Below are 22,044 nucleotides of genomic sequence, written 5' to 3' on the forward strand. Positions count from 1 at the left end.
TATAGTTTAGGACTTACCTATTCAGGTTGTCTGGTAAGGGTATAGGGGTATAAGGATTTTAAACATTAACACCCCTCTCCCAAATCAACTTTCCTGCATCTTGTGAGAGAACTTGAGAATAATAAACTCCGCAGGACGGACTACTGCCATGCCAATCTCTACAATCATGCGACCTTCGAGAATATCTAGAGCCGTCATGGTTTCGTTGAGTCCAATTTTGACGTAAAAAGCTTGTTCAGGTTTGGCTCCGGCTAAGGCTCCTGCACGCCATTGGAGGGTGAGGAAGTTTTCAATCATGGCTTTTACCTTAGTCCAGGTGTTGGCATCGTTCGGCTCAAAGACAAATGGCTCACTACCTTTTTTGATGGATTCTTCTGCCATGTTGAAGAAGCGGCGCACAGAAACATAGCGCCACTCATTATCATTACCTGCCAAGGTACGAGCGCCCCAGATTAAGGTTCCTTTGCCGGTGAAGGCGCGAATGGCATTGATAGATTTACCTGTGGGATGGACGTTGAGATTATTCTGCTGCTCGTTAGTGATTTTGAGGACAGGTTTGATGACCGAACTTAAGGCCACATTGGCTGGCGCTTTCCACACACCACGGGTGTTGTCGGTTCTGGCATATTGTCCCACCACCAAAGGAGAAGGGGGAAGTATCAGAGGCAATTGATCAATAGCAGACTCAATGAGTGCATATTGAATACCATCACCACCATTGGCAGGATTGTAACCAGCCATTGTGAGAGTGTCCTGTTCTTCTGCACCTCCGTTGACGCTGCGGAAAATTGTTACAGCATCTTCTTGATAAAAGTAGTTAAATATAGTTTCAATATCAGGAGCGTAACAAGCACCATATTTGAGGTTGTCCTGGGGCAGACTTAAATCTCGAAAAGCATTGGAAGCGCCCACAATTGCATTAGCTGGGATTGGTCTTGTCGCGGGTAATTTTAAATCCATGACTGTGAAGCGGTCTTGTAAATTAGCGCACTGCTCTAGTGCTGCACTCATCAAAGCAGCGTAGTTTTCATCACTGAGACTCTGACTTTCAGGAAATACTAATAGGGTGACTTCATCTTCTTTTGCCACCTCAGCTAATCCATTTTGTAGGGCTTCTAGTTGAATCGTGCCAGTGTTACTCATAGGGCCGACTGACACTATGTAGCAGGGACCACCACCATTGGCAAAGTAAGCCTGCATGGAGTAATACAGGTTATGAGGACTAGGACTAGTAATCCTGGCGCTGGCTTTACGTTCTGTTAGATTACCTCTGCTATCGGTCGTATCTTGGATGACTACCTGAATGGTCGTCTCATTGATGGCTTTACCAAAAAATTGCTCATATTCCAGCAGCGAAGTGATTCTGACTGGTCGCAAAATCAGATTGTCAGCATCAGTATGAAAGTTTTCCACACCAACCTTGGCTATCTGGGTATAGCCAATAAAGGCGGGAATGGCAGTTTCTACTTGAGCAATGGAGGGAGGAAATTTGGATATTTCCTCAATATAGACCCCTGGAGTTTTGTAAGTACTTGGCATATTTCTTGTTAATTGAATTACAGATAAATATCAGAAAAAATACGAGCAATTCTTTGGCTGCCATCAGTTTCCGGTTGAATCAAGGTAATACTGGGGGCAGGCAAAGGTCTATCCTGGCAGTCGTTGAGTAGACTATCGGGACGTTGACGTAAACCAATAGGACGGGCGGTGGCGTAGGTGTGTGTATCAATTAGGTTGAAGTAACTGGGCAGGTTCGCGGCGCTACAACCATGCGGTTGTTCATAGCGATAGCGCCAGCGAGTTGCGCGGTTCTTAAAACGAATGACATAGGTTTTTGGTTGGATGAAAGTTTGTCCGGCGCTGGCTTGCAGTAGGGAGAAAGCCGATGGTACTAGTTCGGGATTGAGGATAACTTCTACTAGGGCAAATGCTTCTGGCAGACTATTATCTACGAGTACAAACTCAGCTACTTGGGTGTCATTCTCCAACAAGCGATAATGACCAGGTGTTTGTCCAACGAAGTTGAGGCTGGTGCTGAATGGTTCACCTGATTTATGGGTATCGGGAACGATGACATCAATAGCCCAAGATTCCTGCTCATTAGTATTGACTAAAGTAAAGTTATATGTATTATCTGGATTGGCGTTGGTGATAACTTGGGTGCGGTAGGTTCCCTGTCTTGGTAGATGGTCTAATTCGGAAACATACTGACTAGCTGGGAGACTATCCCAATCACTAGGATTTGGTATGTTAGTAGCATTCCCTTGATAGGTGAGGGATTCTAGGGTTTTGTCTGCATGGGTGACTAGCTGCCCAAGCTGATATTCGTTGTTAGTTGTGTAAGCTGATAAAGGTTGGGTGAGAAATAGAGCGTGTCCTTCGTTCCCAGAGAGGTTAGAGAAATAATAAATTTGATTGCGGCTGTTAATGAGGGACAGATTGGTAAAATTGGCAAAATAGCGATCGCTCACTACTAACCAAAATGTCAGTCTATAAACTCGGTCTATCGGGAAAATCGTCGGAAACTGTCCCGATGGCGCTGCGTTGACATTAGCAAAAAGACTCGCCCCATAAAGTTGAGGACGGAACACCCAACGGAGATTAGCCAGCACCCGCAAACATTCCTGGGTAGGCACTAACGCCAAGGTACGAGAAATATCATAATTGTTGGGCAATGATCCAGGCGTATTCGGCTGTCCCAAATAAAAATCATGCCACAGTTCTAAGTTGAGGATTTTCTTATATAGAATCTTCATACTTCGTCATAAGTACTCAGAGACTTGAAAAATTGCTGGGTAGGGAGCGACGAGTGCTAAGTCCTGAGTCAGAAATTCCTCCCAATCCCTAATCCCTTCTATTTGAAATCACTCATTAATGTAGATTTCAGTAATGGTGCTACCTTCAGCTTGTCGTTTTGGAGCCTCTAAGGAGAGAATCCGAGCGCGATACAGAACAAAAGGAACTTGTTTACCTCCTAACGCTCCCCAAAGATGGTTAAGCTGCTCAAAAGTAAGGCTATAAAGGTCTGGTAATATCCTTAAGTCCCGCGATATACCACCGATACCAGGTGTAGTGGTAAAAGAAAGCTCTTTTTGCCACTGAAAAAATTCCACCACCCGTGAAAGCAATCTCAGAGATGTTTCGTATTGATTGTGTAACGCCGAAAAAAGGATAAATAAGTTGAGATTAACTGGAGGATTTTGGTAAATAGTGCGTCCGTTATCCAAACGATAATGAGGCGAATTTTTTAAGGTTGTCTCCTCCTGTAGATTCACAAGGCTCATGACTACATGACCATTGATCTGGTTGTTTTGACCACCGAGTTCTTCAGCCATTGCAATATTTTCGATGATCACAACTTGGCTAAGACCAAGTTCTGGCTCAAATTCAAGAATGTAGCGTTGCAAAGCAACCTGTATCAGCCTCATTGCATCGGATATCATAGGAAACCCCCAATGAATCAACTGGATACCTGAGTTTTTTTGGGAATTTGGGATTATAAGTTATGGCAACAAGAGTAAATATTAATAAATTAGAAAGTTTTCTCCTGTTTCAGTAAAATTTGTCCTCAATTAACTGAGCAGATTAGCCTTTTTTTATCCAGATTGTGTCAAATGCAACAATTATTTTCACTATATATGGATTAGACCATTTATACATATCAAAATGTTGAATTATGTATAGACAATGATACATATTAGGCTTTTCCATTGAGGTGAAAATCACCCTATAAATGCCTTGTGGCTGAAAAAAGTCATGAGTACTGAGTTTTTGAATGTAGCAACAATTTAGCTATTACTGAGTAAAAAATACTAGTACCGCAAGGCGGAATTCAAAATTCAAAATTCAAAATTCAAAATGAATACAGCGTAAGCGTTTCGTTAGTTTAGGATGGTCGGCTTATTTACGCCGTTCTGTACTAGCCATTATCCATAGCACCTAACATTTGTAAGATTTTGCCGGCGTTGTCCAAGTCACCAACCATGCGGCGAATTGGCAAAGGCCAAACTTTCACTAAGGTGGGAGTGGCGGAAACCTGATCAATTTCTGCCTGTTCAGGATTAGTTAAGACATCAATCACCTTCATAGTGTAAGGATATCCTAGCGATCGCTCCAATAGTTCATGCAGATTTTTCAAAATCCGTTCTGTATTCGCACTATGTCCAGCCACAAACAACCGTAAAACATAGGTTTTAAGTGGCGCTTTTTGGACTGTGATAGCCGGTGGATAATATTTGGGAGCCTGTTCAGACAAGTCTAAGTTGACAATTAAATCATGGTCTTCCCATAGTTGGGGGAATGAGGAGCGATAAGTTGATAATACCAGGCGATCGCACAAGCCCTCTTGCCAAGGAGATGGTTGCCAAACCAAATCTCCCGTGCTAAAAATAGCATTCAACACAGCTTGATGTTTCAGTATTCCAGGGGAAGCTTCTGCAAATGTTTTCACCTGCTGGGTTTGAGGGTCTAACCAATGGTCAACCGTCGCTGTATAGCAAGGGACTAAAAAATGAGGCGGTTCCGGTAAGTCTAAAATTTCCTGCAATGCAGCACACAAATGGGAATGCCATCGACCTTGCTTATGAGGGTCGATGCAATAAATTAAATCGCCTCCCGGTGTAAACAAGGCGATACCCTTGTATAACCGAGGTATAGGTAAGTTATCTGGAGTCGATTTAGTCACAAGCTCCCAAAACTGAACGGTAATTTAAGTTAGGACTTACACAAAGGTCATAGATTTCTCATTAAGGCTGTCAATAGTCCAAAGTCAAAACCTTAACTAATGACTAATGACATTGAGTTTACCAGTTGCGTAAGTCCTAACCCTCTACCTTTTACCGTATCTAAACTCGTCCTCGGAGGAACTGAGCCATTTCGTTAGGAGTTGGTGACATTTCCAGCGCAGTTTCTTCAGTGATGCGGCCTTCTTGATAGAGATTGAGCAAAGATTGATTCATCGTAACCATGCCATCAAAACTAGCTTGCTTCATCAGTTCGCTAATTTCATCATATTTACCATCCTTAATCCATTCCTTAATCGCTTCAGTGTTGATCAAAATATCGTGGAAAGCTGCCCGCTTACCATCAGTTGTGCGACACAATCCTTGAGCAATCACCGCTACCAAAGACTCTGCTATGGCTATTCGCATAGCATCCTGTTCTTCACCTGAATATAAATTGAGAATCCGTTCAATAGTTTTCACTGCACTATTGGTGTGTAGGGTTCCCATTACCAAGTGACCAGTTTGAGCCGCTTTCAGTGCTGTATTGACGGTTTCTTTATCCCGCATTTCCCCCACCAGAATCAAATCTGGATCTTCCCGCAAAGCCGCTTTTAAAGCATTATCAAACTTACGGGTGTGCATTCCCACTTCCCGTTGCTTAATCAAAGACTTGCGGCTTTGGTGAACGAATTCCACAGGGTCTTCAATCGTAATAATGTGCTTAGGCATTTCTCGATTGATGTAATCAATCATTGCCGCCATTGTTGTAGATTTACCAGAACCAGTCGGGCCTGTCACCAAAATTAAACCTTTGTGTGTGTGACAAACATCTCGAAATACTGGTGGTAGTCTCAACTGGTCAATAGATAAGATTTTCAACGGAATCAACCGCAAAACCATCGAATAGCCTTTGAGAGAATCAAAGACATTAATCCGTACACGGGCAAATTCGTACTGAGTTGCACCATCAAATTCCAAATGCTCTTGAAAACGTTGAATTTCTGGCTCAGTCATGATTTCCCGCAACCAACTCATAAAAGTCGCCTTATCGGTTTCGGGATATTCAGTTGGGTTAATCTCACCTCGGTTGCGGTAGCGGGGAATTTCACCGACACCCAAATGAATATCAGAATAGCCATTATCAAAAGCTTCTTTAATAATCTGCGCCAAAGTTAAAGGCGAATCACTAGCTGGGGTTGAAATTGGTGGCGGTGTCCCAGGACGATGAGCCGCACTAGGTGGTGGAGGCGGTGAAGGTTGATTTGCACTCCTATTAACTGATGACATATCCAACGTTTGTGTATGTTGGCGTTGGGTAGTTAACGATGGTGGTGGTGGTGGTAATGGTGGCGGTGGTACAGGCGGTATATTACGTGAAGCAACAGGATGGGAAGTTGATGGGGACTGGGATTCCGTCATATATCTTTATGATTTTGTAGTTATTAACTAGAAACAGCAAAAAACTCTGGTCAAGGTTCTCATAGCTTTGGAACGCGGCATTGCAGATACCTGATTGCTAAAAACCCGTAAATAACACTTCGTTACAAAGCCCTTTGTACTTTGTATTTTTTATAACCATAAAATAAAAACAGAAATTCTACACTACATCTATATAAACTGGTTTAACCTAAGCATTTCCATAACAACATCAGCGAATACGCTTACAGTTATTAGTGTTTTTTAACACGAACAAGATTTGATAAATAGTTTAATCAACGTAAATGAGAAAGCTAAGGCTGAGTTAGCCATAACTTACTTGCCATTCATAGCAAAATCATTTGTAGATGATTTGTCTAGCGCCACAAGAGAATTATGAGAGACAAATCGATTTTGCATAAGAAATGTTAAGCAAAATCTAAGTCAAGAGTTTGTAGTGGACTTTTTCAGTCATGGCTTTTGTGTTCTACTCCTCAAGACAGATAATGAAAGCTAGATTAATCCTGAAATGTAAATCCGGCTTTACATTCATCATTGAAAAAAAATAATTGTAAAGTTTAATAAATAAATGCTCATTTTCCGAGATGGGTTTTATATACTGAAACTTCATTAAAGTAATCAGTTTGTTTCATCAAATCGAAATATTACTGAATACTAAACTCACTGTGTATTTAGGAGGAAAAGTCATGGTTTCGGCTCAGAGCTCTAATCTCGGTAAGACCTACTCCTTGTTGGTTATCAAAAGCTTTTTGATATGGACTTTTACGCTGGCAGTGTGCTTGTTGGTTGTGGGTTTTCCATTAGTGGTTTTGATGGCTACGGTCGGATGTCTGTTGTCAATTGTGTTGCAATCTGTAATGCCTGTCAGTGCGGTTTTATTCGTAGCAGGTAGCTTAATTATGTTTAATGTAATGGCAGTTTTGATTGCTGCTGGTGTGTTGACATTTAAAGGTGTACATCCCACAGACATTAAATGGTTAAGCTGGTTGCACGGAGAAGAAGAACAAATGGAAAGCACAGTCTATGCTTCCTGCCCTCTTACTTGTGACATCAAAATTTAAATTTCTTACCACAAATTCGACAAACAGTACATCTGCCCGGTCAAGCCGGGTTTTTTCATGTCTATATTTGGGACAGACGCGATTAATCGCGTCTCTGACAATTGTACAGACGCGATTAATCGCGTCTCCAACTAATGACTAATGCCTTCAACAGACTTGCACCTTTTATTCAAGAATATATTTATCATCATCAGTGGACTGAATTAAGACCTGTTCAAACGGCAGCTTGTGAGGTGGTATTTGACAGCGATGCTCATCTATTAATTGCCGCCGCTACAGCTGCGGGGAAAACAGAAGCAGCTTTTTTACCAGTTTTAACTCTGTTACACGACAACCCCGCCAGCACCATAGGCGCACTATATATAGGCCCTATCAAAGCTTTAATTAATGACCAATTTGCACGGCTCAACGATTTATTAAGATTAGCGGACATCCCCGTTTACCATTGGCATGGTGATGTGGCGCAAAGTCGCAAAAATAAACTCCTAAAAAATCCCCAAGGGATTCTCCAAATTACACCAGAATCTCTAGAAAGTTTATTAGTCAATAAACATAAAGAAATATTACGTTTATTTGGCGATTTAAGATTTGTAGTTATTGATGAAATTCATGCCTTTATGGGTTCGGAACGCGGTTGTCAGATTATTTGTCAATTGCAGCGTTTGACCAACTTAACCAAAACCCAACCCCGCCGCATTGGTTTATCAGCAACTTTAGGTGATTATTCAATGGCGGAAGAGTGGCTGCGTTTGGGAACTAATAGACAAGTGATTACACCAAAAGTGGAAGCTGGAAAACGCCAGATTAAATTAGCTTTAGAACACTTTTATATTGCGAAGGATGTAGATGAATCAGAAGCCACAGCATACGAACAATATATTTTTAATCTGAGTCAATCTCGTAAATGTTTAATTTTCGCAAACAATCGTACACAAACTGAATCAATAATTGCTTCTTTGCGACAAATTGCCAGCCAACAAGCACATCCAGATATATATCATGTACATCATGGGAGTATATCTGCTAGCTTACGACAAGTGGCAGAAAATGCTATGCGCGAACCCCATAACCCGGCGGTGACTGCGGCTACTCTGACTTTAGAGTTAGGTATAGATATCGGTCATTTGGAACGAGTAATTCAATTAGAAGCGCCGCTTTCTGTAGCCAGTTTTTTACAACGTTTGGGGCGTGCGGGTAGAAGGGGTGAAGCTGCTGATATGCGCTTTATCTGTGCTGAGGATGAAATTTCAGCAGAAGCACCTTTACCAGAGCAAATTCCTTGGCAACTTTTACAGTGTATAGCGATTATTCAACTTTATTTAGAAGAACGTTGGATTGAACCAATTGAACCAATTAAATATCCTTTGAGTTTGTTATATCACCAAACAATGAGTATTTTAGTTGCAGTGGGAGAAATTTCCCCTGCTGCTTTAGCTAAACAGGTTTTGAGTTTGCCCCCCTTTGCTGCTATTTCTCAGGAAGATTTTAAGTTACTGTTGCGTTATTTAATTGATATTGGTCATATTCAACATACTGAACAGAATAAATTAATTCTGGGTTTAGCTGGTGAAAGAATAGTTAGTAAGTTTCAGTTTTATGCCGTGTTCGCAGATAACAAAGAATATACTGTTAAGCAAGGGACAAAAGAAATTGGTAGTATTGCCACACCGCCAGTTGTTGGTAAACAATTTGCTTTAGCAGGGGTGACATGGGAAGTTACAGAAATTGACTTTAAAAAAAGAGTAGTTATAGTTAAGCAAGTGGAAGGCAAAGCTACAAGTTATTGGCGCGGTGGTAGTGGTACGATTCACACTAAGGTTTTGCAAAGGATGCGCCGTGTTTTATTAGAAGATGCCGAATATAGCTATTTGCAAAAAAAAGCCCTCCAACGTTTACGAAAAGTTCGGGAATTGGTAAAAGAAGTTGGATTAGATAAGCAGTATATTTTGCAGTTAGAAAAAGGTAGATGTTGTATCTTTCCGTGGATGGGTACTGTGGCTTACCGCACTTTGGAAAGGTTACTGAATAATTTTTGTCGAGAATCTTTAGAAATTAGTAGTATTGGTGGGGTAAATCCCTATTATTTGACGATTAAGTTAGGGAAGGGGAAATTTAAATATATTCAGCAAGAGATTGTCTCTTTGTGTGAACAAAGAATTAGGAGCGAAGATTTGATAAGTTCGGCGGAAGCGCCAGAGATGCAAAAGTATGACGAGTTTATTCCTCATCCTCTGTTGCGGAAAGCTTTTGCTGATGATTATTTGGATATGGATGAAATTAGAAGGGTGATTGGTAATTGGTAATTATAGCTGTTGACGGTTGACAGACTTGAAAGCCTTTTATTATCAGGATTTTATCTTAGCTTGATGTCCTAATCTATCTGGCTACGGCTATATGTAAATGTTGCAATAGACTGGGATGAAATTAAACGCAGATGCACGCGGATAGACGCGGATAGAATTTCTGTTATTGCACTATTTTATATTTTAAATTTGCCAGGACTAAAATAGTACATTAGACGTAGGTTTGGTAGAGTGCAGAGCAACACAACATATATTAGGGTGTTGGGTTACGCAAAGCCTCCACTCAACCTACATTTTTTGCTCATGGACTAAAGTCACAGGGTTTTCAACATATCCTTTATAAATTAGGGACAGAATAATGTGTCGCGGGTTTCTCTTCCTGTGGTGGGATTAGTGCCTTTGGCAACTTTACATAATTTTTTCTGCTCGTCTGGGCGTAAGAGTACATCGGTAAAGTCTGCACCGTCAATGATTGCTCCATCAAATTTGGTGCTGGCGGCGAAGGCTCCTTCTAATACTGCATTTTTTAAGTTGGCTTTGATGAGACGAGCTGAGTCTAAGGTGGCGTTTGTGAGGTTGCTTCCTTCTAAATTAGCTGACTCTAAATTGGCAGCGAAGAAGCTAACACCAGTTAAATTAGATTTACTAAAGTTACTCTGACGCAAGTTAGCTTTGGTAAAACTGGAGTCTGTTAAATCTCGTCCTGAAAAATCTGCTTCCACTAAAATTTCTTTGTTGTACTCCAATGCAAAAGCTGGGGGAGTGAAATTGGCAATTGTGATCATGCCAAATACTACCCAAAGTAATAAGCTAAGTATGCTGAGGCTGAGTTGCTGAAATTTTTTATGGTCTAGACCGAGTAGAGTTTTGGTTAAGTCGGCTAGATAATGTAGTATACGATCGCTTAATTTACTTAATTTCAATTTCATGATACTTTTACCCAATGGCGAACCCTCCTTCATCACATTATCCTGATCTTGGGAGTATTGAGATAAGCTTGGGGATTTTCTGGGTTAAATTCTAAGCCATTAAAGAATTTCTCTACTCCCCGTGATGTACTGGCGGGAATGGCTGACTCTTGACCAATTAATTTAGCGGCTTCTCGCCATAAATCTTCACGATTGACAGCATCAATTAGGGGTTTGGTGTCAAAATCGGGGGAACGATAACCCCAGCGCATATCTTCAATGAGAAACCATAAATCGTGGCTTTTGAAAGGATAGGAAGCATTTTTCCGCCAGTACTTGATAGCATGGGGGCTATTTTCCACTATCCGCCCATTACCATAATCAAATTTACCTAAAAGGCGATCGCGTGTCAATTCACTTTTCACGCCAATCCATTGCCGTTCTGAAACAATTTGCAAAAGCTCTGCTTTATTTTCTGGCTTGTCACACCAGATTTGCGCCTCTAAAAATGCCGCCAGCATCGCTTTTGCCGCCTTGGGATATTTATCCACCCACTCAGCCCTTACTCCTAAAGCTTTCTCTGGGTGATTAGGCCACAACTCCCCAGTTGTTACAGTTGAATAACCAAGCCCTTGTTTAATTAATCGGTGATGCCAAGGGTCAACTACACAGAAGGCTTCCATGCTACCACTACGCATACTTGCAACCATCTGTGGGGGTGCAATGACAATTACCGATAAATCACGGTCTGGATCTATTCCACCATAAGCCAACCACCAACGCATAAAAAAATCACCTGTTACCCGGCGATAAGGCACTGCACAACGCACAGTTTCCCCAGTTTTCGTTTTTTGGGCAAAAGCTGATTTTAAGGGAGAACTATCTATACTTAGGTTTAAATTTTTGTAGCTATTAGCAACTGATATCCCCTGTCCGTTCACATTCATTCTGGCCAAAATATACATGGGTATTTTTCGCCCATAGCTAATTTCCCCGGTAGCCATGAGGTAAACCATGGGAAACAGCAAATGCCCACCATCTAATCCTTCATCGGCAGCACCTAAGATGAGTTTGTCGCGCATGACTGCCCAGGAAGGTTGTTTGACAACATTAATATCGGGCATTCCATGTTGAGCAAAAAATCCTTTGGCTTTGGCAATAATTAAAGGACAGCAGCTAGTAACAGGTAAAAAGCCCAGGGTGGCTGTGGTTACTTCTGGGGTGTCACTATAGCCAGCATAAACACCAGAATTTAACTGAGTTTTGGCAATAGTGGCATGAGTCAGTGCGGCTGCACCGGCAGTTGTGATAAATTGTCGCCTGTTTAACTTTGGCATATTAACTCTGGGGGAATTTAAATGATAATTTTTCAACTCAAAGGTACGCAGAGTTTTGCTAAAGTTAGTTCGCTAAGAATGAAGTATCTATACGTGTAAGCGTTTAGCTTGTTCTTGACCTTGTAAAAATTGCATTAATTGTTGGCGTAAGTGGTGATATTGGGGACTATCTCTAATTTCTAGAGAACGGGGATGTTCAAAGGGGATATCTAAAATTTGACCGATAGTGGCGGCTGGGCCATTTTTTAACATCACTACTTGATCTGAGAGTAATAATGCTTCATCTACATCATGCGTCACCATGATGGTTGTGATGTGGTAAATATTACAAATACGCATTAACTCTACTTGCAAGGAACCACGGGTGAGGGCATCCAATGCGCCAAATGGTTCGTCGAGTAAGAGTAACTTGGGTTGTACAGCCAAAGCACGGGCTAAGGCCACACGTTGTTTCATCCCTCCCGATAGTTGCGCTGGTTTTTTCTGGGCTGCGTCTTTTAAACCAACCATCTCTAGGTGAGAGGCGATAATCTCACGGCGTTCATTTTTGGATTTCCGAGGCATGGCTTTATCGACGAACAAAGCCACATTTTCCCAAGCGGTGAGCCAAGGTAACAGGGAATAATTCTGGAATACTACCATGCGATCGCGGAATGGTCTTTTTACTATTTGACCATCGACTTGTACCTGCCCCTGAGTCGGTTTTTCTAAACCAGCCACAATATTTAAAAGCGTCGATTTACCACAACCAGAATGCCCAATCAGAGATACAAAATTGCCCTGCTGAATCTCTAAGTTGATATCTTTGAGAACAATATTGTTACTACCATCTTGAACAAATTCCTTTTTTATATCCCTGATTTCTACAAAACTAGGCATAGTATTTACTTTTAATGACTGGAAAAAGCGCTGACTAATCGAGTCCCCCTTGTCTCACGCTTATAACTTACTCTTGAGGAGTCACTTTTTCGGAAATATAGGCCATGATTTTGTCTAGCACCAAACCCACAGCACCCAAATAAACAATTGCCAAAATCATTTCATGAATATTCGCATTGTTATAAGCATCCACAATGAAAAAGCCAATTCCATCATCAGACAGCAACATTTCGGCGGCGACAACTGCTAACCACGATAAACCAATGGCAATTCTCAACCCAGTAAATATATAGGGTAAAGTTGCGGGTAAGAGGATTTTGTAAAAGTTTTCTAATGGTGATAAACCCAACAACTTAGAAACATTTCTATAATCTTTGGGGACAAGCTTGACACCTAATGCGGTATTCAAAATAATCGGCCAAATAGCAGTGATACAAATCACAAAAATAGCTGAGGGATTAGGTTTGAGAAATACCGCTTGTGCTAACGGTAGCCAAGCCAAAGGAGCAACGGGACGCAGTAATTGTATGAGTGGGTCGATGGCTTTTCTACAGAAGCTATTTAAGCTAATAATGAAACCGATGGGAATACCTATGAATGTAGCCAGCAAATAACCAACAACTACTCGCTTGAGACTAGCGAGAATTAGCCAGAAAAAACCTTTATTATTGCCTCCTTTATAAAAAAACGGGTCTTTAATCAAATCCCAAGTATTGCTGATAACTGCAACCGGCGACGGCAAAGATGTATCAGGACGCAAGCTTAAAAAGTGCCAGGATATCAAAAAGATACAAATGCCAAATATAGAAGGAAATACCTGTGTTAGCCTTTGGTAGGATACTATTGCTATTCGCTGGATAAAAGTTTTATACCTAGCTTGTGAGTACATTTATTTATAGCCTCAGGAAATAATGATGCAGTAATTAAAAATATTCAAGTTTTTGAAACTATTAAGAGTATAATTTTTGCGTCCATCATCTCAATATACGTACTAGTTTCGATATGCAGAAGCTTTTAATTACTGGTGCTAGCGGTTTTTTAGGATGGCACCTTTGCCAAGTAGCCCAACAAGAATGGGAAGTTTATGGAACTTATTGCTCTCATGCTTTATCTATTCAAGGTATAAAATTACTCAAGGTCAATTTAACAGATTTTTCAGAAATCAAACAGATATTTAATGAAATTAAACCAGATGCAGTCATACATACAGCCGCACAATCACAACCAAATTTTTGTCAAATCCATCCTGATGAATCATATAAAATTAACGTCACTGCCTCCTGCAATCTTGCCGAACTTTGTGCAACATCTTCTATCCCTTATGCTTTTACATCCAGCGAACTAGTTTTTGATGGCGTAAATTCTCCTTATAAAGAAACTGACACAGTATGTCCGGTGAATATTTATGGTGAGCAGAAAGTCTTGGCTGAAGTGGGTATATTAGAACGTTATCCCATAGCAACAATATGTCGAATGCCTTTGATGTTTGGTAATGCTACACCTACAGCTAAAAGCTTTATTCAGCCATTTATTCAAACTTTACAATCTGGTCAAGAATTGACTTTATTTATAGATGAATTTCGTACCCCTGTTAGTGGCACAACGGCAGCTAAAGGAATTTTATTAACATTAGGAAAAGTTACAGGACTAATTCATTTAGGTGGCAAAGAACGGATTTCCCGTTATGATTTCGGGCATATATTAGCCGCAGTCTTTCAATTACCAACCACAGGAATTAAAGCCTGTCTTCAACGAGATGTAAACATGGCAGCACCCAGGCCAGCAGATGTTTCCTTAGATAGTTCACAGGCTTTTGCTTTAGGTTATCAACCTTTATCTATCAAGTCAGAATTAGAGGCATTGCTTAACAAGGCAGGGGGCGATTAGTGAGAGATGCAACTGCTCTTTGATTCAGAATGTGAGGATGGGCGATCGCTTTTACACCCATTCATTTTTCTCAAAAATATTAAGCAATCCTTAAAATTATTAGGGAATCACTTAAAATAACATATCATTCGATTTATTTTAAAACAATATTACTTTTATGAATGCCTAATTTCCCCAAGGTTAGTTTTGATGCAAATCTTTATTTGTCAAATCTAACTGATAGTAGAAGTTAGAAAGATAGTTTTTTGAAAAAATAGCTACGAGCAATAACTAAGAATTGGGAACAAACTAATGAAAGCTAGAATTATTGCTGTTTTGGCGATCGCCCTATCTATTGCCAGCTTAGAAAGCCCGGTTCGCGCCCAGACACCAGCAACGCCAAACCCAAATACCCAAGACTATAAGTTAACTGGTGACTCTCTAGAAGGGATTGGTAATCGGTCAGCAGAGGATGACTTCTCACAATTTTTTAACACCAGTATTCCCACTAATAATATAAGAGACAATCAGAATGTTAGTGGATGGCGGTCAAACCGATCAACTTCATTACCAGATACTCCAGTTTTATTACAGCCAGCACAAGAGTCAGTTAATGGTAATGATGGAGTGCAGGTACAGTTAGATTTAGGAAACCAGTGAAAAAATGTCAGTTGTTATTTGTTAGTTGCCAGTAGCATTTATTTGGGCAAGGGTGTAAGTATCCACAACCGTTACACCCTTACACCCTGATTAAATTGCCAAAAACCAATCTGAAGGATAATTCTGCAAGCAGTTTGCAGTAAAATTAGTCCTTTAGATAGAGGAGGGCAAGACGGATGACTCGTGTCATTATTGTGCGTCACGGCCAAAGTACTTATAACATCGAACGGCGCATCCAAGGACGTGCTGACGTATCAACATTAACGGAGCGAGGTCGTAGTGACGCTAGTAAGGTAGGCAAGGCCCTCACTAACATTTCCTTTAAGGCAATTTACACTAGCCCACTCCAGCGAGCAAAACAAACAGCAGAGATTATTCATAGTGAGCTGGCAAATGAGGCAGTTCAGTCTGCTGATGTGCAGATTTCTGAATTGTTAAGAGAAATAGACTTGCCTTTGTGGGAAAAACTGCTGACATCCGAGGTCAAGGAAAAGTTTCCCGAAGATTACCGCATTTGGCACGAAAAACCCCAGGAACTACAAATGTTAGTGAACGACAATGGGGTGACAAGAGAACATTTTCCAGTTCTATCTTTATACGAACAGGCGCGGCAGTTTTGGCAAAACATTTTGCCCAATCATCGCGGTGAAAGCATTCTCATCGTTGGACACAACGGCATTAATCGCGCCCTCATCAGCACAGCCTTGGGTGTTCACCCCAGTCGTTACCATGCCATACAGCAATCTAACTGTGGAATCAGTGTATTAAATTTTGCTGGAGGACTGGGTGAACCAGTGCAACTAGAGTCGATGAATCAAACCCAACACACAGGCGAGACTCTACCTTCCTTGCGTCCTGGTCATCAGGGAGTGAGATTGTTATTGGTGCGTCACGGTGAAACTGAATGGAATCGCCAAACTAGGTTTCAGGGACAAATTGACGTTCCCCTCAACGATAACGGTAGACAACAAGCACAAAAAGCCGGGGTGTTTCTGCAAAATGTAGCAATTGACTTTGCTGTAAGTAGTTCTATGCTGCGTCCCAAAGAAACAGCCGAGATTATCTTGCGCCACCATCCAAGTATCAATTTGGAGTTGCAAGACGGTTTAAGAGAAATCAGTCACGGACTTTGGGAAGGAAAACTAGAAGCCGAAATAGAAGAGGAATTTCCTGGTGAATTAGAGCGTTGGCGGACTATACCAGGCCAGGTACAAATGCCGGAAGGTGAGAATTTACAGCAAGTGTGGGAACGTAGCACGGAAGCCTGGCAAAATATTGTGCAAACAGCCTTAGATAATCAACGCCAAACAGGGTTAATCGTGGCTCACGATGCCACAAATAAAACCTTACTGTGTCATATTCTCGGTTTACCCACAGACAATTTCTGGAATTTTCGCCAAGGTAATGGTGCTGTTAGTGTCATTGATTACCCCTCTGGATTAAATGGTGTACCAGTACTGCAAGCCATGAATATTACTACTCATTTGGGTGGTGTATTAGATAAAACCGCAGCTGGAGCATTATAGGCAAAATATATATCACAATAGACAAGCAGTCCCAGCACTGATAGGTTACATGACAACTGAACTTCTGCAACAAGTAAGGGTAATCGACCCGGTTTCGGGTATTGACAATATCACAGATGTGTTAATTGCTGATGGCGTAATTCAAGCCATTGCCCCCAATATTCCTAATACTCGTCCTGATACTCAAATTAGAGATTGTCGAGGATTAGTTCTTGGCCCTGGTTTAGTGGATTTATACAGCCACTCTGGAGAACCAGGATTTGAAGAACGGGAAACGCTGGCATCTTTCTTACAAGCGGCGGCGGCTGGTGGTTTTACCAAAGTCAGTATTTTACCCGATACATCTCCGGCTATTGATAACCCCGCACTGGTGGCACAGTTGCAGAAGAGGGGGCAGGGGGCAGGGGGCAGGGGGCAGGGGGAGAAATCCCCAATCCCCAATCCCCAATACCTAGCACCCCTGCTCTATATCTGGGGTGCTATGACTCTGGATGTGGCTGGGAAGCAGATGACAGAATTGGCTGATTTAGCGGCGGCTGGGGTGGTTGGTTTTACTGATGGGTTGCCTTTAGACAATTTAAGCTTGGTACGGCGCTTGCTGGAATATGTCCAACCCTTGGGGAAACCTGTAGCATTTTGTCCATGCGATCGCCAACTCTCCGCTAATGGTGTGATGCGGGAAGGCGCAGATGCCCTCCGCTTTGGTTTACCTCCCATACCCCCTAGTGCAGAAACAAGCGCGATCGCGGCTTTATTAGAGTTGGTTGCCGCTTCAGGTAATACTCAAGTACACATTATGCGGGTTTCCACCGCCCGCAGCGTGGAACTGATCGCCGCCGCCAAAGCCCAAGGTTTACCCATCACCGCTAGCACCACTTGGCTACATTTGTTACTAGACACCAAAGCGGTTAAAAGTTACAATACCAGCCTGCATTTAGACCCACCATTGGGTAACGCCAGCGATGTCAAAGCCTTGCGTGAAGGAGTCCGCACAGGGGTAATAGATGCGATCGCCATTGATCATGCGCCATACACCTACGAAGAAAAAGTCCAAGCCTTCGCCGAAGCGCCACCAGGGGCGATCGGTTTTGAGTTAGCATTACCCCTACTTTGGCAAAATCTGGTGGAAACTGGAGAATTTACGGCCTTAGAATTATGGCAAGCTTTGAGTACTCGCCCAGCCCAATGTATTCAACAAAAAGTGAGTGCGTTTGCTCCTCATCACCAAGCAGAACTAACTTTATTTGACCCCCAAAAAATCTGGAAAGTCGAGAAGAAAAATCTGTATACACTTTCTAGTAACACATCTTGGTTAGGGCAAGAATTACAAGGGCGAGTCATACAAACTTGGGTGTAAGAATGGGATTTGGATTCAAGATTTTGGTTGAGCAGAGTATCCAATTGTTGACTGTTGCACCAAGACTCGTCCCAGAAGTTTTGCAACAACCGACAATTCGTCATCCTATTGCTGTGAGTTTGGGTGCGATCGCCGGCGCACTCAGTCGCTATTATCTCAGTTTGTGGTTTGCCCAACGCTTCGGCATAACTTTTCCCTACGGCACATTGTTCATTAATATTACTGGCTGTTTAGCTATGGGTTTCTTTTATGCCCTAGCGCTAGAGCGATTATCCCTAATTTCCCCCGAAATCAGATTACTTGTAGCAGTTGGTTTTCTCGGTGCATACACCACATTTTCAACTTATGCCTTAGACACCTTTACCCTTTTAGGCGATCGTAATTTACTAGCAGCAGGGTTTTACTGGGCTGGCAGTAGCATATTAGGAGTGATCAGCATCCAGATAGGGATAATTCTGGGTAGATTATGTCAGTAGTCGTATTGGCAAGGGTATAGGGGTATAGGGGTATAGGGATAAATCTTTCTTTCCCTCACACCCTTATACCCTTACACCCTCACACCCTCCTAACCCATAAGCCCTGATTAAAATCCTAATTTTTCTAACACTGATTTCGTCGAAACAATGTGGCGGTCTAATCCTAATTCTTCAGGACTAACGCCTAAAGCCAAAGCAATTAACTGTGGTAGGTGCAACACTGGCAAACCTAGTTTATGACCGATAACTTTTTCCACCTCTGGTTGACGAGAATCTAAATTGAGATGGCATAAAGGACAAGGGGTAACTAAACAATCTGCACCTGCGGCTAAGGCATCTTGGAGGTGCATCCCCGCCATCTTAAAAGATTCATTAGTGGCATAACTAGACAAAGGCCAACCACAACATTGTGTCCGTCCACGATAATAAATTGGCTCTGCCCCCACTGCCTGGAAAACATTTTCCATCGCCTGTGGATTGTAAGGATCATCGTAAGGCATCAACTTTTGGGCCCGGAGTAGATAACAGCCATAAAAAGCCGCACACTTCAAACCAGATAACTTACGGGTGACACGTTTGGTAATTTCCTCTAAACCATAGTCTGTGACTAAAGCATAAAGCAGGTGTTTCACCTCTGTACTACCCTGATAAGGTGAACAACCTTCTTTGTGTAACAGACCATTCACCTGTTCTATATAAGCAGGGTTACTGGTCTGAGATTCTTGCAAACGCTCATTAACATGACCAATCACACCCTGACAAGTGCTGCAATGAGTTAGTAAAGGTAAATTTAATTCTTCGGCTAGGGCAATATTGCGAGCATTGACTGTATCTTCCAGCAGTTGAGAGTCTTCCTTAAATGTGCCAGAACCACAGCAGGCAGCTTTTTTCAATTCAATTAGTTGAATACCTAAAGCTTGGGTAAGAGCTTGGGTAGACTGATACAGTTCCCGACAAGCACCTTGGGCAACACAACCAGGAAAATAAGCATATTTTAGTGTCTGAGATAGCATAAAAGTAGGTTTATTTTAGGGCAACTGCCCCGATGATAACTTTTCTATCACCCCTCACAGGCCATACTTAAGAGGAATGGTAATTTTTTTTGGACATTTGCCAAAAATTTAGTAAGAATTGGTAAGCAACAGTATTTACAAAATGTAGGCGTAATGACCGACAGTCGGTCAAAGCCCGAAGCACAAAGTCTTATCTGGACTAGCAAAAAAATCGCTCATAGCACGAGCTTATATCAATAGAGCTAAGTAGCAAGAAACAAGGGCTGGGTCAAAACACATACTCAGCACTCAGGACTAAAAACTCAGCACTGCCCACCCTATTCTATATTTGGAACTGGGACGCTATGCGGACGATCGCGCTTTCCGATAAGATGTATATGCTCAAAATGTTGCCCACAAAGCGCGGACAATAGCAACTGGTTAAGGACGTTTATCTATGAGCCAATCAGAAACTTTTGAAAAAGTCAAAAAAATTGTTATCGAACAACTAAGTGTGGAGAACCCTGACACAGTAACTCCAGAAGCTAGTTTTGCCAACGATTTACAGGCTGATTCCCTCGATACAGTAGAACTAGTAATGGCTTTGGAAGAAGAATTTGATATCGAAATTCCCGATGAAGCCGCAGAGAAAATTACCACTGTTCAAGAAGCGGTGGATTACATCAATAACCAAGTTGCCGCATCAGCTTAAGCAGCCATTGGGGATTGGGGACTGGGGACTGGGTATTGGGGACTGGGGACTGGGTATTGGGTGTTGGGAAGTCAAGATTTTTTCTCTTTCTCCTGCCTCCTGCCTCCCTGCGACTGCGCTCAGGGCAAGCCTGCCCTTCGCCTTCTGCCCCTTGCCTCTTCCTCATCCCTAGTCTTTAGTCCCTAATTTTTGCAGCTTTCTCGCCACCTTTAACTGAGTCATGACAGATTATAATCGTAAACGCGTTGTTGTCACGGGTGTTGGCGCGATTACACCTATTGGTAACACAGCCTCTGAATATTGGGAAGGATTGTTAAGCGGACGCAATGGCATTGACTACATCACCCACTTTGATGCGTCTAGCCATGATTGTCGGATTGCTGGTGAAGTGAAAAACTTCGACCCCCATGAGTACTTGGAGCGCAAAGAAGCCAAGCGCATGGATCGGTTTTCCCAATTTGCAGTTGCAGCAGCCAAACAAGCACTTGTGGATTCCCAGTTAGTCATTAATGAACTGAACGCCGAACAAGTGGGGGTTATTATTGGTTCTGGGGTAGGCGGACTCAAGGTCATGGAAGACCAGCAAACCATCTATCTCAACCGGGGGCCTGATCGCTGTAGTCCCTTCATGATTCCCATGATGATCGCCAACATGGCGGCTGGACTGACAGCAATTCACACTGGTGCCAAAGGGCCAAATAACTGTACTGTCACCGCTTGCGCCGCAGGCTCTAATGCGATCGGCGACGCTTTCCGCCTAGTCCAAGGTGGTTATGCCCAAGCCATGATTTGTGGTGGGGCTGAGGCAGCAATTACACCATTAGGTGTGGCTGGGTTTGCGGCTGCAAGGGCGTTATCAACTCGCAATGATGACCCAGCTCATGCTTGTCGTCCCTTTGACCGCGATCGCGATGGATTTGTCATGGGTGAAGGTGCGGGAATTCTCATTCTGGAAGAGCTGCAACACGCCATAAGTCGCGGCGCTCGCATTTATGCCGAAATCGTTGGTTATGGTATGACTTGCGATGCCTACCACATGACATCCCCAGTCCCTGGCGGCGAAGGAGCCTCCAGAGCCATCCAACTGGCACTCAAAGACGCAAACATCACCCCAGAACAAGTTAGCTACATTAATGCTCACGGTACCAGCACCTCAGCAAACGATACCACCGAAACCGCAGCGATTAAACGAGCGCTAGGAGACCATGCTTATAAAATAGCAGTCAGCTCCACCAAATCGATGACAGGTCATCTTTTGGGTGGTTCTGGCGGTATTGAAGCTGTAGCCACAGTGTTGGCAACTGCTCATGACCAAATTCCACCTACAATTAATATTGAAAACCTTGACCCAGATTGTGACCTAGATTACGTGCCTGACTCTAGTCGCGCTCACAAAGTCCAGGTAGCATTGTCTAATTCTTTTGGATTTGGTGGTCATAATGTCACACTAGCTTTCAAAAAGTACGTGTGAAAAAGCCAAGAGGTAGGGAGAGAAACTTTTAAATTTATATCTCCCCACTCTCCACTTGTCGGCTCTCCTGAAATCAACCAGCTAAAAGTATCATAGATATCATTCCCGACCCAGCCAAGGGTTCAGCGTGACCGGATTCTTGGCTGGATAAATTACCACAAACTCAGGAGATCCCGCTTGTCCATCGACAATCGGGAATGGGATGATGAGGATAACGTAGGGGAATGAAAATCAGTTGTCATTTATTCAGTATCAGTTATCAGTAGTAAATCCTATCTTGATAACTGTTAACTGTTAACTGCTAGCTGAGAAAAACAACCCCAGTAAAAGTAGCT

Annotated in this window: 19 protein-coding genes; 9 read left to right on the top strand and 10 right to left on the bottom strand. The window is 42.4% G+C overall.

Annotated features, from left to right (window positions below; translation table 11 throughout):
* Positions 1-84: 84 nt before the first annotated feature.
* From ACN222_RS16640 to ACN222_RS16660, 5 genes are all read right to left on the bottom strand, one after another.
* Positions 85-1,539 carry a phage tail sheath family protein gene (locus ACN222_RS16640; RefSeq protein WP_010997476.1) on the bottom strand — a complete coding sequence of 485 codons (1,455 nt, stop codon included), beginning with the start codon at positions 1,537-1,539 and terminating at the stop codon, positions 85-87.
* Between the two features lie 17 nt (positions 1,540-1,556).
* Positions 1,557-2,756, bottom strand: a complete 1,200-nt coding sequence (locus ACN222_RS16645) for a hypothetical protein (RefSeq protein ID WP_010997477.1) — start codon at positions 2,754-2,756, stop codon at positions 1,557-1,559.
* A 108-nt stretch (positions 2,757-2,864) separates the two neighbouring features.
* Positions 2,865-3,443 carry a DUF4255 domain-containing protein gene (locus tag ACN222_RS16650; RefSeq protein ID WP_010997478.1) on the bottom strand — a complete coding sequence of 193 codons (579 nt, stop codon included), beginning with the start codon at positions 3,441-3,443 and terminating at the stop codon, positions 2,865-2,867.
* Between the two features lie 476 nt (positions 3,444-3,919).
* A complete protein-coding gene (locus ACN222_RS16655; protein WP_010997479.1) occupies positions 3,920-4,684 on the bottom strand; it encodes a circadian clock KaiB family protein in 765 nt (254 codons plus the stop codon).
* A gap of 160 nt (positions 4,685-4,844) precedes the next feature.
* Positions 4,845-6,143, bottom strand: a complete 1,299-nt coding sequence (locus tag ACN222_RS16660; protein ID WP_010997480.1) for a type IV pilus twitching motility protein PilT — start codon at positions 6,141-6,143, stop codon at positions 4,845-4,847.
* Positions 6,144-6,847: 704 nt separating this feature from the next.
* Between ACN222_RS16660 and ACN222_RS16665 the strand changes: the two genes are divergently transcribed.
* Together ACN222_RS16665 and ACN222_RS16670 are read left to right on the top strand one after the other, a co-directional pair.
* Positions 6,848-7,222: a hypothetical protein gene (locus ACN222_RS16665; RefSeq protein ID WP_010997481.1), complete on the top strand. Its 375-nt coding sequence runs from the start codon at positions 6,848-6,850 to the stop codon at positions 7,220-7,222.
* 134 nt (positions 7,223-7,356) lie between these two features.
* Positions 7,357-9,525, top strand: a complete 2,169-nt coding sequence (locus ACN222_RS16670) for a DEAD/DEAH box helicase (protein WP_010997482.1) — start codon at positions 7,357-7,359, stop codon at positions 9,523-9,525.
* Between the two features lie 344 nt (positions 9,526-9,869).
* On the opposite strand, the gene ACN222_RS16675 is transcribed toward ACN222_RS16670, so the two are convergent.
* The 4 genes from ACN222_RS16675 to ntrB form a co-directional block, all read right to left on the bottom strand.
* Positions 9,870-10,454, bottom strand: coding sequence for a pentapeptide repeat-containing protein (locus tag ACN222_RS16675; RefSeq protein ID WP_084789107.1), 585 nt, complete (start codon positions 10,452-10,454; stop codon positions 9,870-9,872).
* Between the two features lie 32 nt (positions 10,455-10,486).
* Positions 10,487-11,770, bottom strand: coding sequence for a CmpA/NrtA family ABC transporter substrate-binding protein (locus ACN222_RS16680; protein WP_010997484.1), 1,284 nt, complete (start codon positions 11,768-11,770; stop codon positions 10,487-10,489).
* A gap of 87 nt (positions 11,771-11,857) precedes the next feature.
* Positions 11,858-12,649 carry an ABC transporter ATP-binding protein gene (locus ACN222_RS16685; protein WP_010997485.1) on the bottom strand — a complete coding sequence of 264 codons (792 nt, stop codon included), beginning with the start codon at positions 12,647-12,649 and terminating at the stop codon, positions 11,858-11,860.
* 67 nt (positions 12,650-12,716) lie between these two features.
* Positions 12,717-13,538, bottom strand: coding sequence for a nitrate ABC transporter permease (gene ntrB, locus ACN222_RS16690; RefSeq protein ID WP_010997486.1), 822 nt, complete (start codon positions 13,536-13,538; stop codon positions 12,717-12,719).
* 113 nt (positions 13,539-13,651) lie between these two features.
* Here ntrB and ACN222_RS16695 point away from each other — a divergent pair, with 113 nt between their 5' ends.
* From ACN222_RS16695 to crcB, 5 genes are all read left to right on the top strand, one after another.
* Positions 13,652-14,536: an SDR family oxidoreductase gene (locus ACN222_RS16695; RefSeq protein ID WP_010997487.1), complete on the top strand. Its 885-nt coding sequence runs from the start codon at positions 13,652-13,654 to the stop codon at positions 14,534-14,536.
* A 291-nt stretch (positions 14,537-14,827) separates the two neighbouring features.
* On the top strand, positions 14,828-15,175 hold the full coding sequence (locus ACN222_RS16700; protein ID WP_010997488.1) for a hypothetical protein: 348 nt from the start codon (positions 14,828-14,830) through the stop codon (positions 15,173-15,175).
* Positions 15,176-15,351: 176 nt separating this feature from the next.
* A complete protein-coding gene (locus ACN222_RS16705; protein WP_010997489.1) occupies positions 15,352-16,701 on the top strand; it encodes a histidine phosphatase family protein in 1,350 nt (449 codons plus the stop codon).
* 49 nt (positions 16,702-16,750) lie between these two features.
* On the top strand, positions 16,751-18,058 hold the full coding sequence (locus tag ACN222_RS16710; protein WP_010997490.1) for a dihydroorotase: 1,308 nt from the start codon (positions 16,751-16,753) through the stop codon (positions 18,056-18,058).
* Between the two features lie 2 nt (positions 18,059-18,060).
* A complete protein-coding gene (gene crcB / locus ACN222_RS16715) occupies positions 18,061-18,534 on the top strand; it encodes a fluoride efflux transporter CrcB (RefSeq protein ID WP_010997491.1) in 474 nt (157 codons plus the stop codon).
* A gap of 107 nt (positions 18,535-18,641) precedes the next feature.
* Here crcB and ACN222_RS16720 read toward each other — a convergent pair whose 3' ends face one another.
* Positions 18,642-19,547, bottom strand: a complete 906-nt coding sequence (locus ACN222_RS16720; RefSeq protein WP_010997492.1) for a CoB--CoM heterodisulfide reductase iron-sulfur subunit B family protein — start codon at positions 19,545-19,547, stop codon at positions 18,642-18,644.
* Between the two features lie 436 nt (positions 19,548-19,983).
* On the opposite strand from ACN222_RS16720, the gene acpP reads away from it, so the two are divergent.
* Positions 19,984-20,238, top strand: a complete 255-nt coding sequence (acpP, locus tag ACN222_RS16725; RefSeq protein ID WP_010997493.1) for an acyl carrier protein — start codon at positions 19,984-19,986, stop codon at positions 20,236-20,238.
* Positions 20,239-20,458: 220 nt separating this feature from the next.
* Positions 20,459-21,709, top strand: coding sequence for a beta-ketoacyl-ACP synthase II (gene fabF, locus ACN222_RS16730; RefSeq protein ID WP_010997494.1), 1,251 nt, complete (start codon positions 20,459-20,461; stop codon positions 21,707-21,709).
* Positions 21,710-22,044: the final 335 nt, after the last annotated feature.

The organism is Anabaena sp. FACHB-595 (genome assembly GCF_048568275.1).
GTDB lineage: Bacteria > Cyanobacteriota > Cyanobacteriia > Cyanobacteriales > Nostocaceae > Trichormus.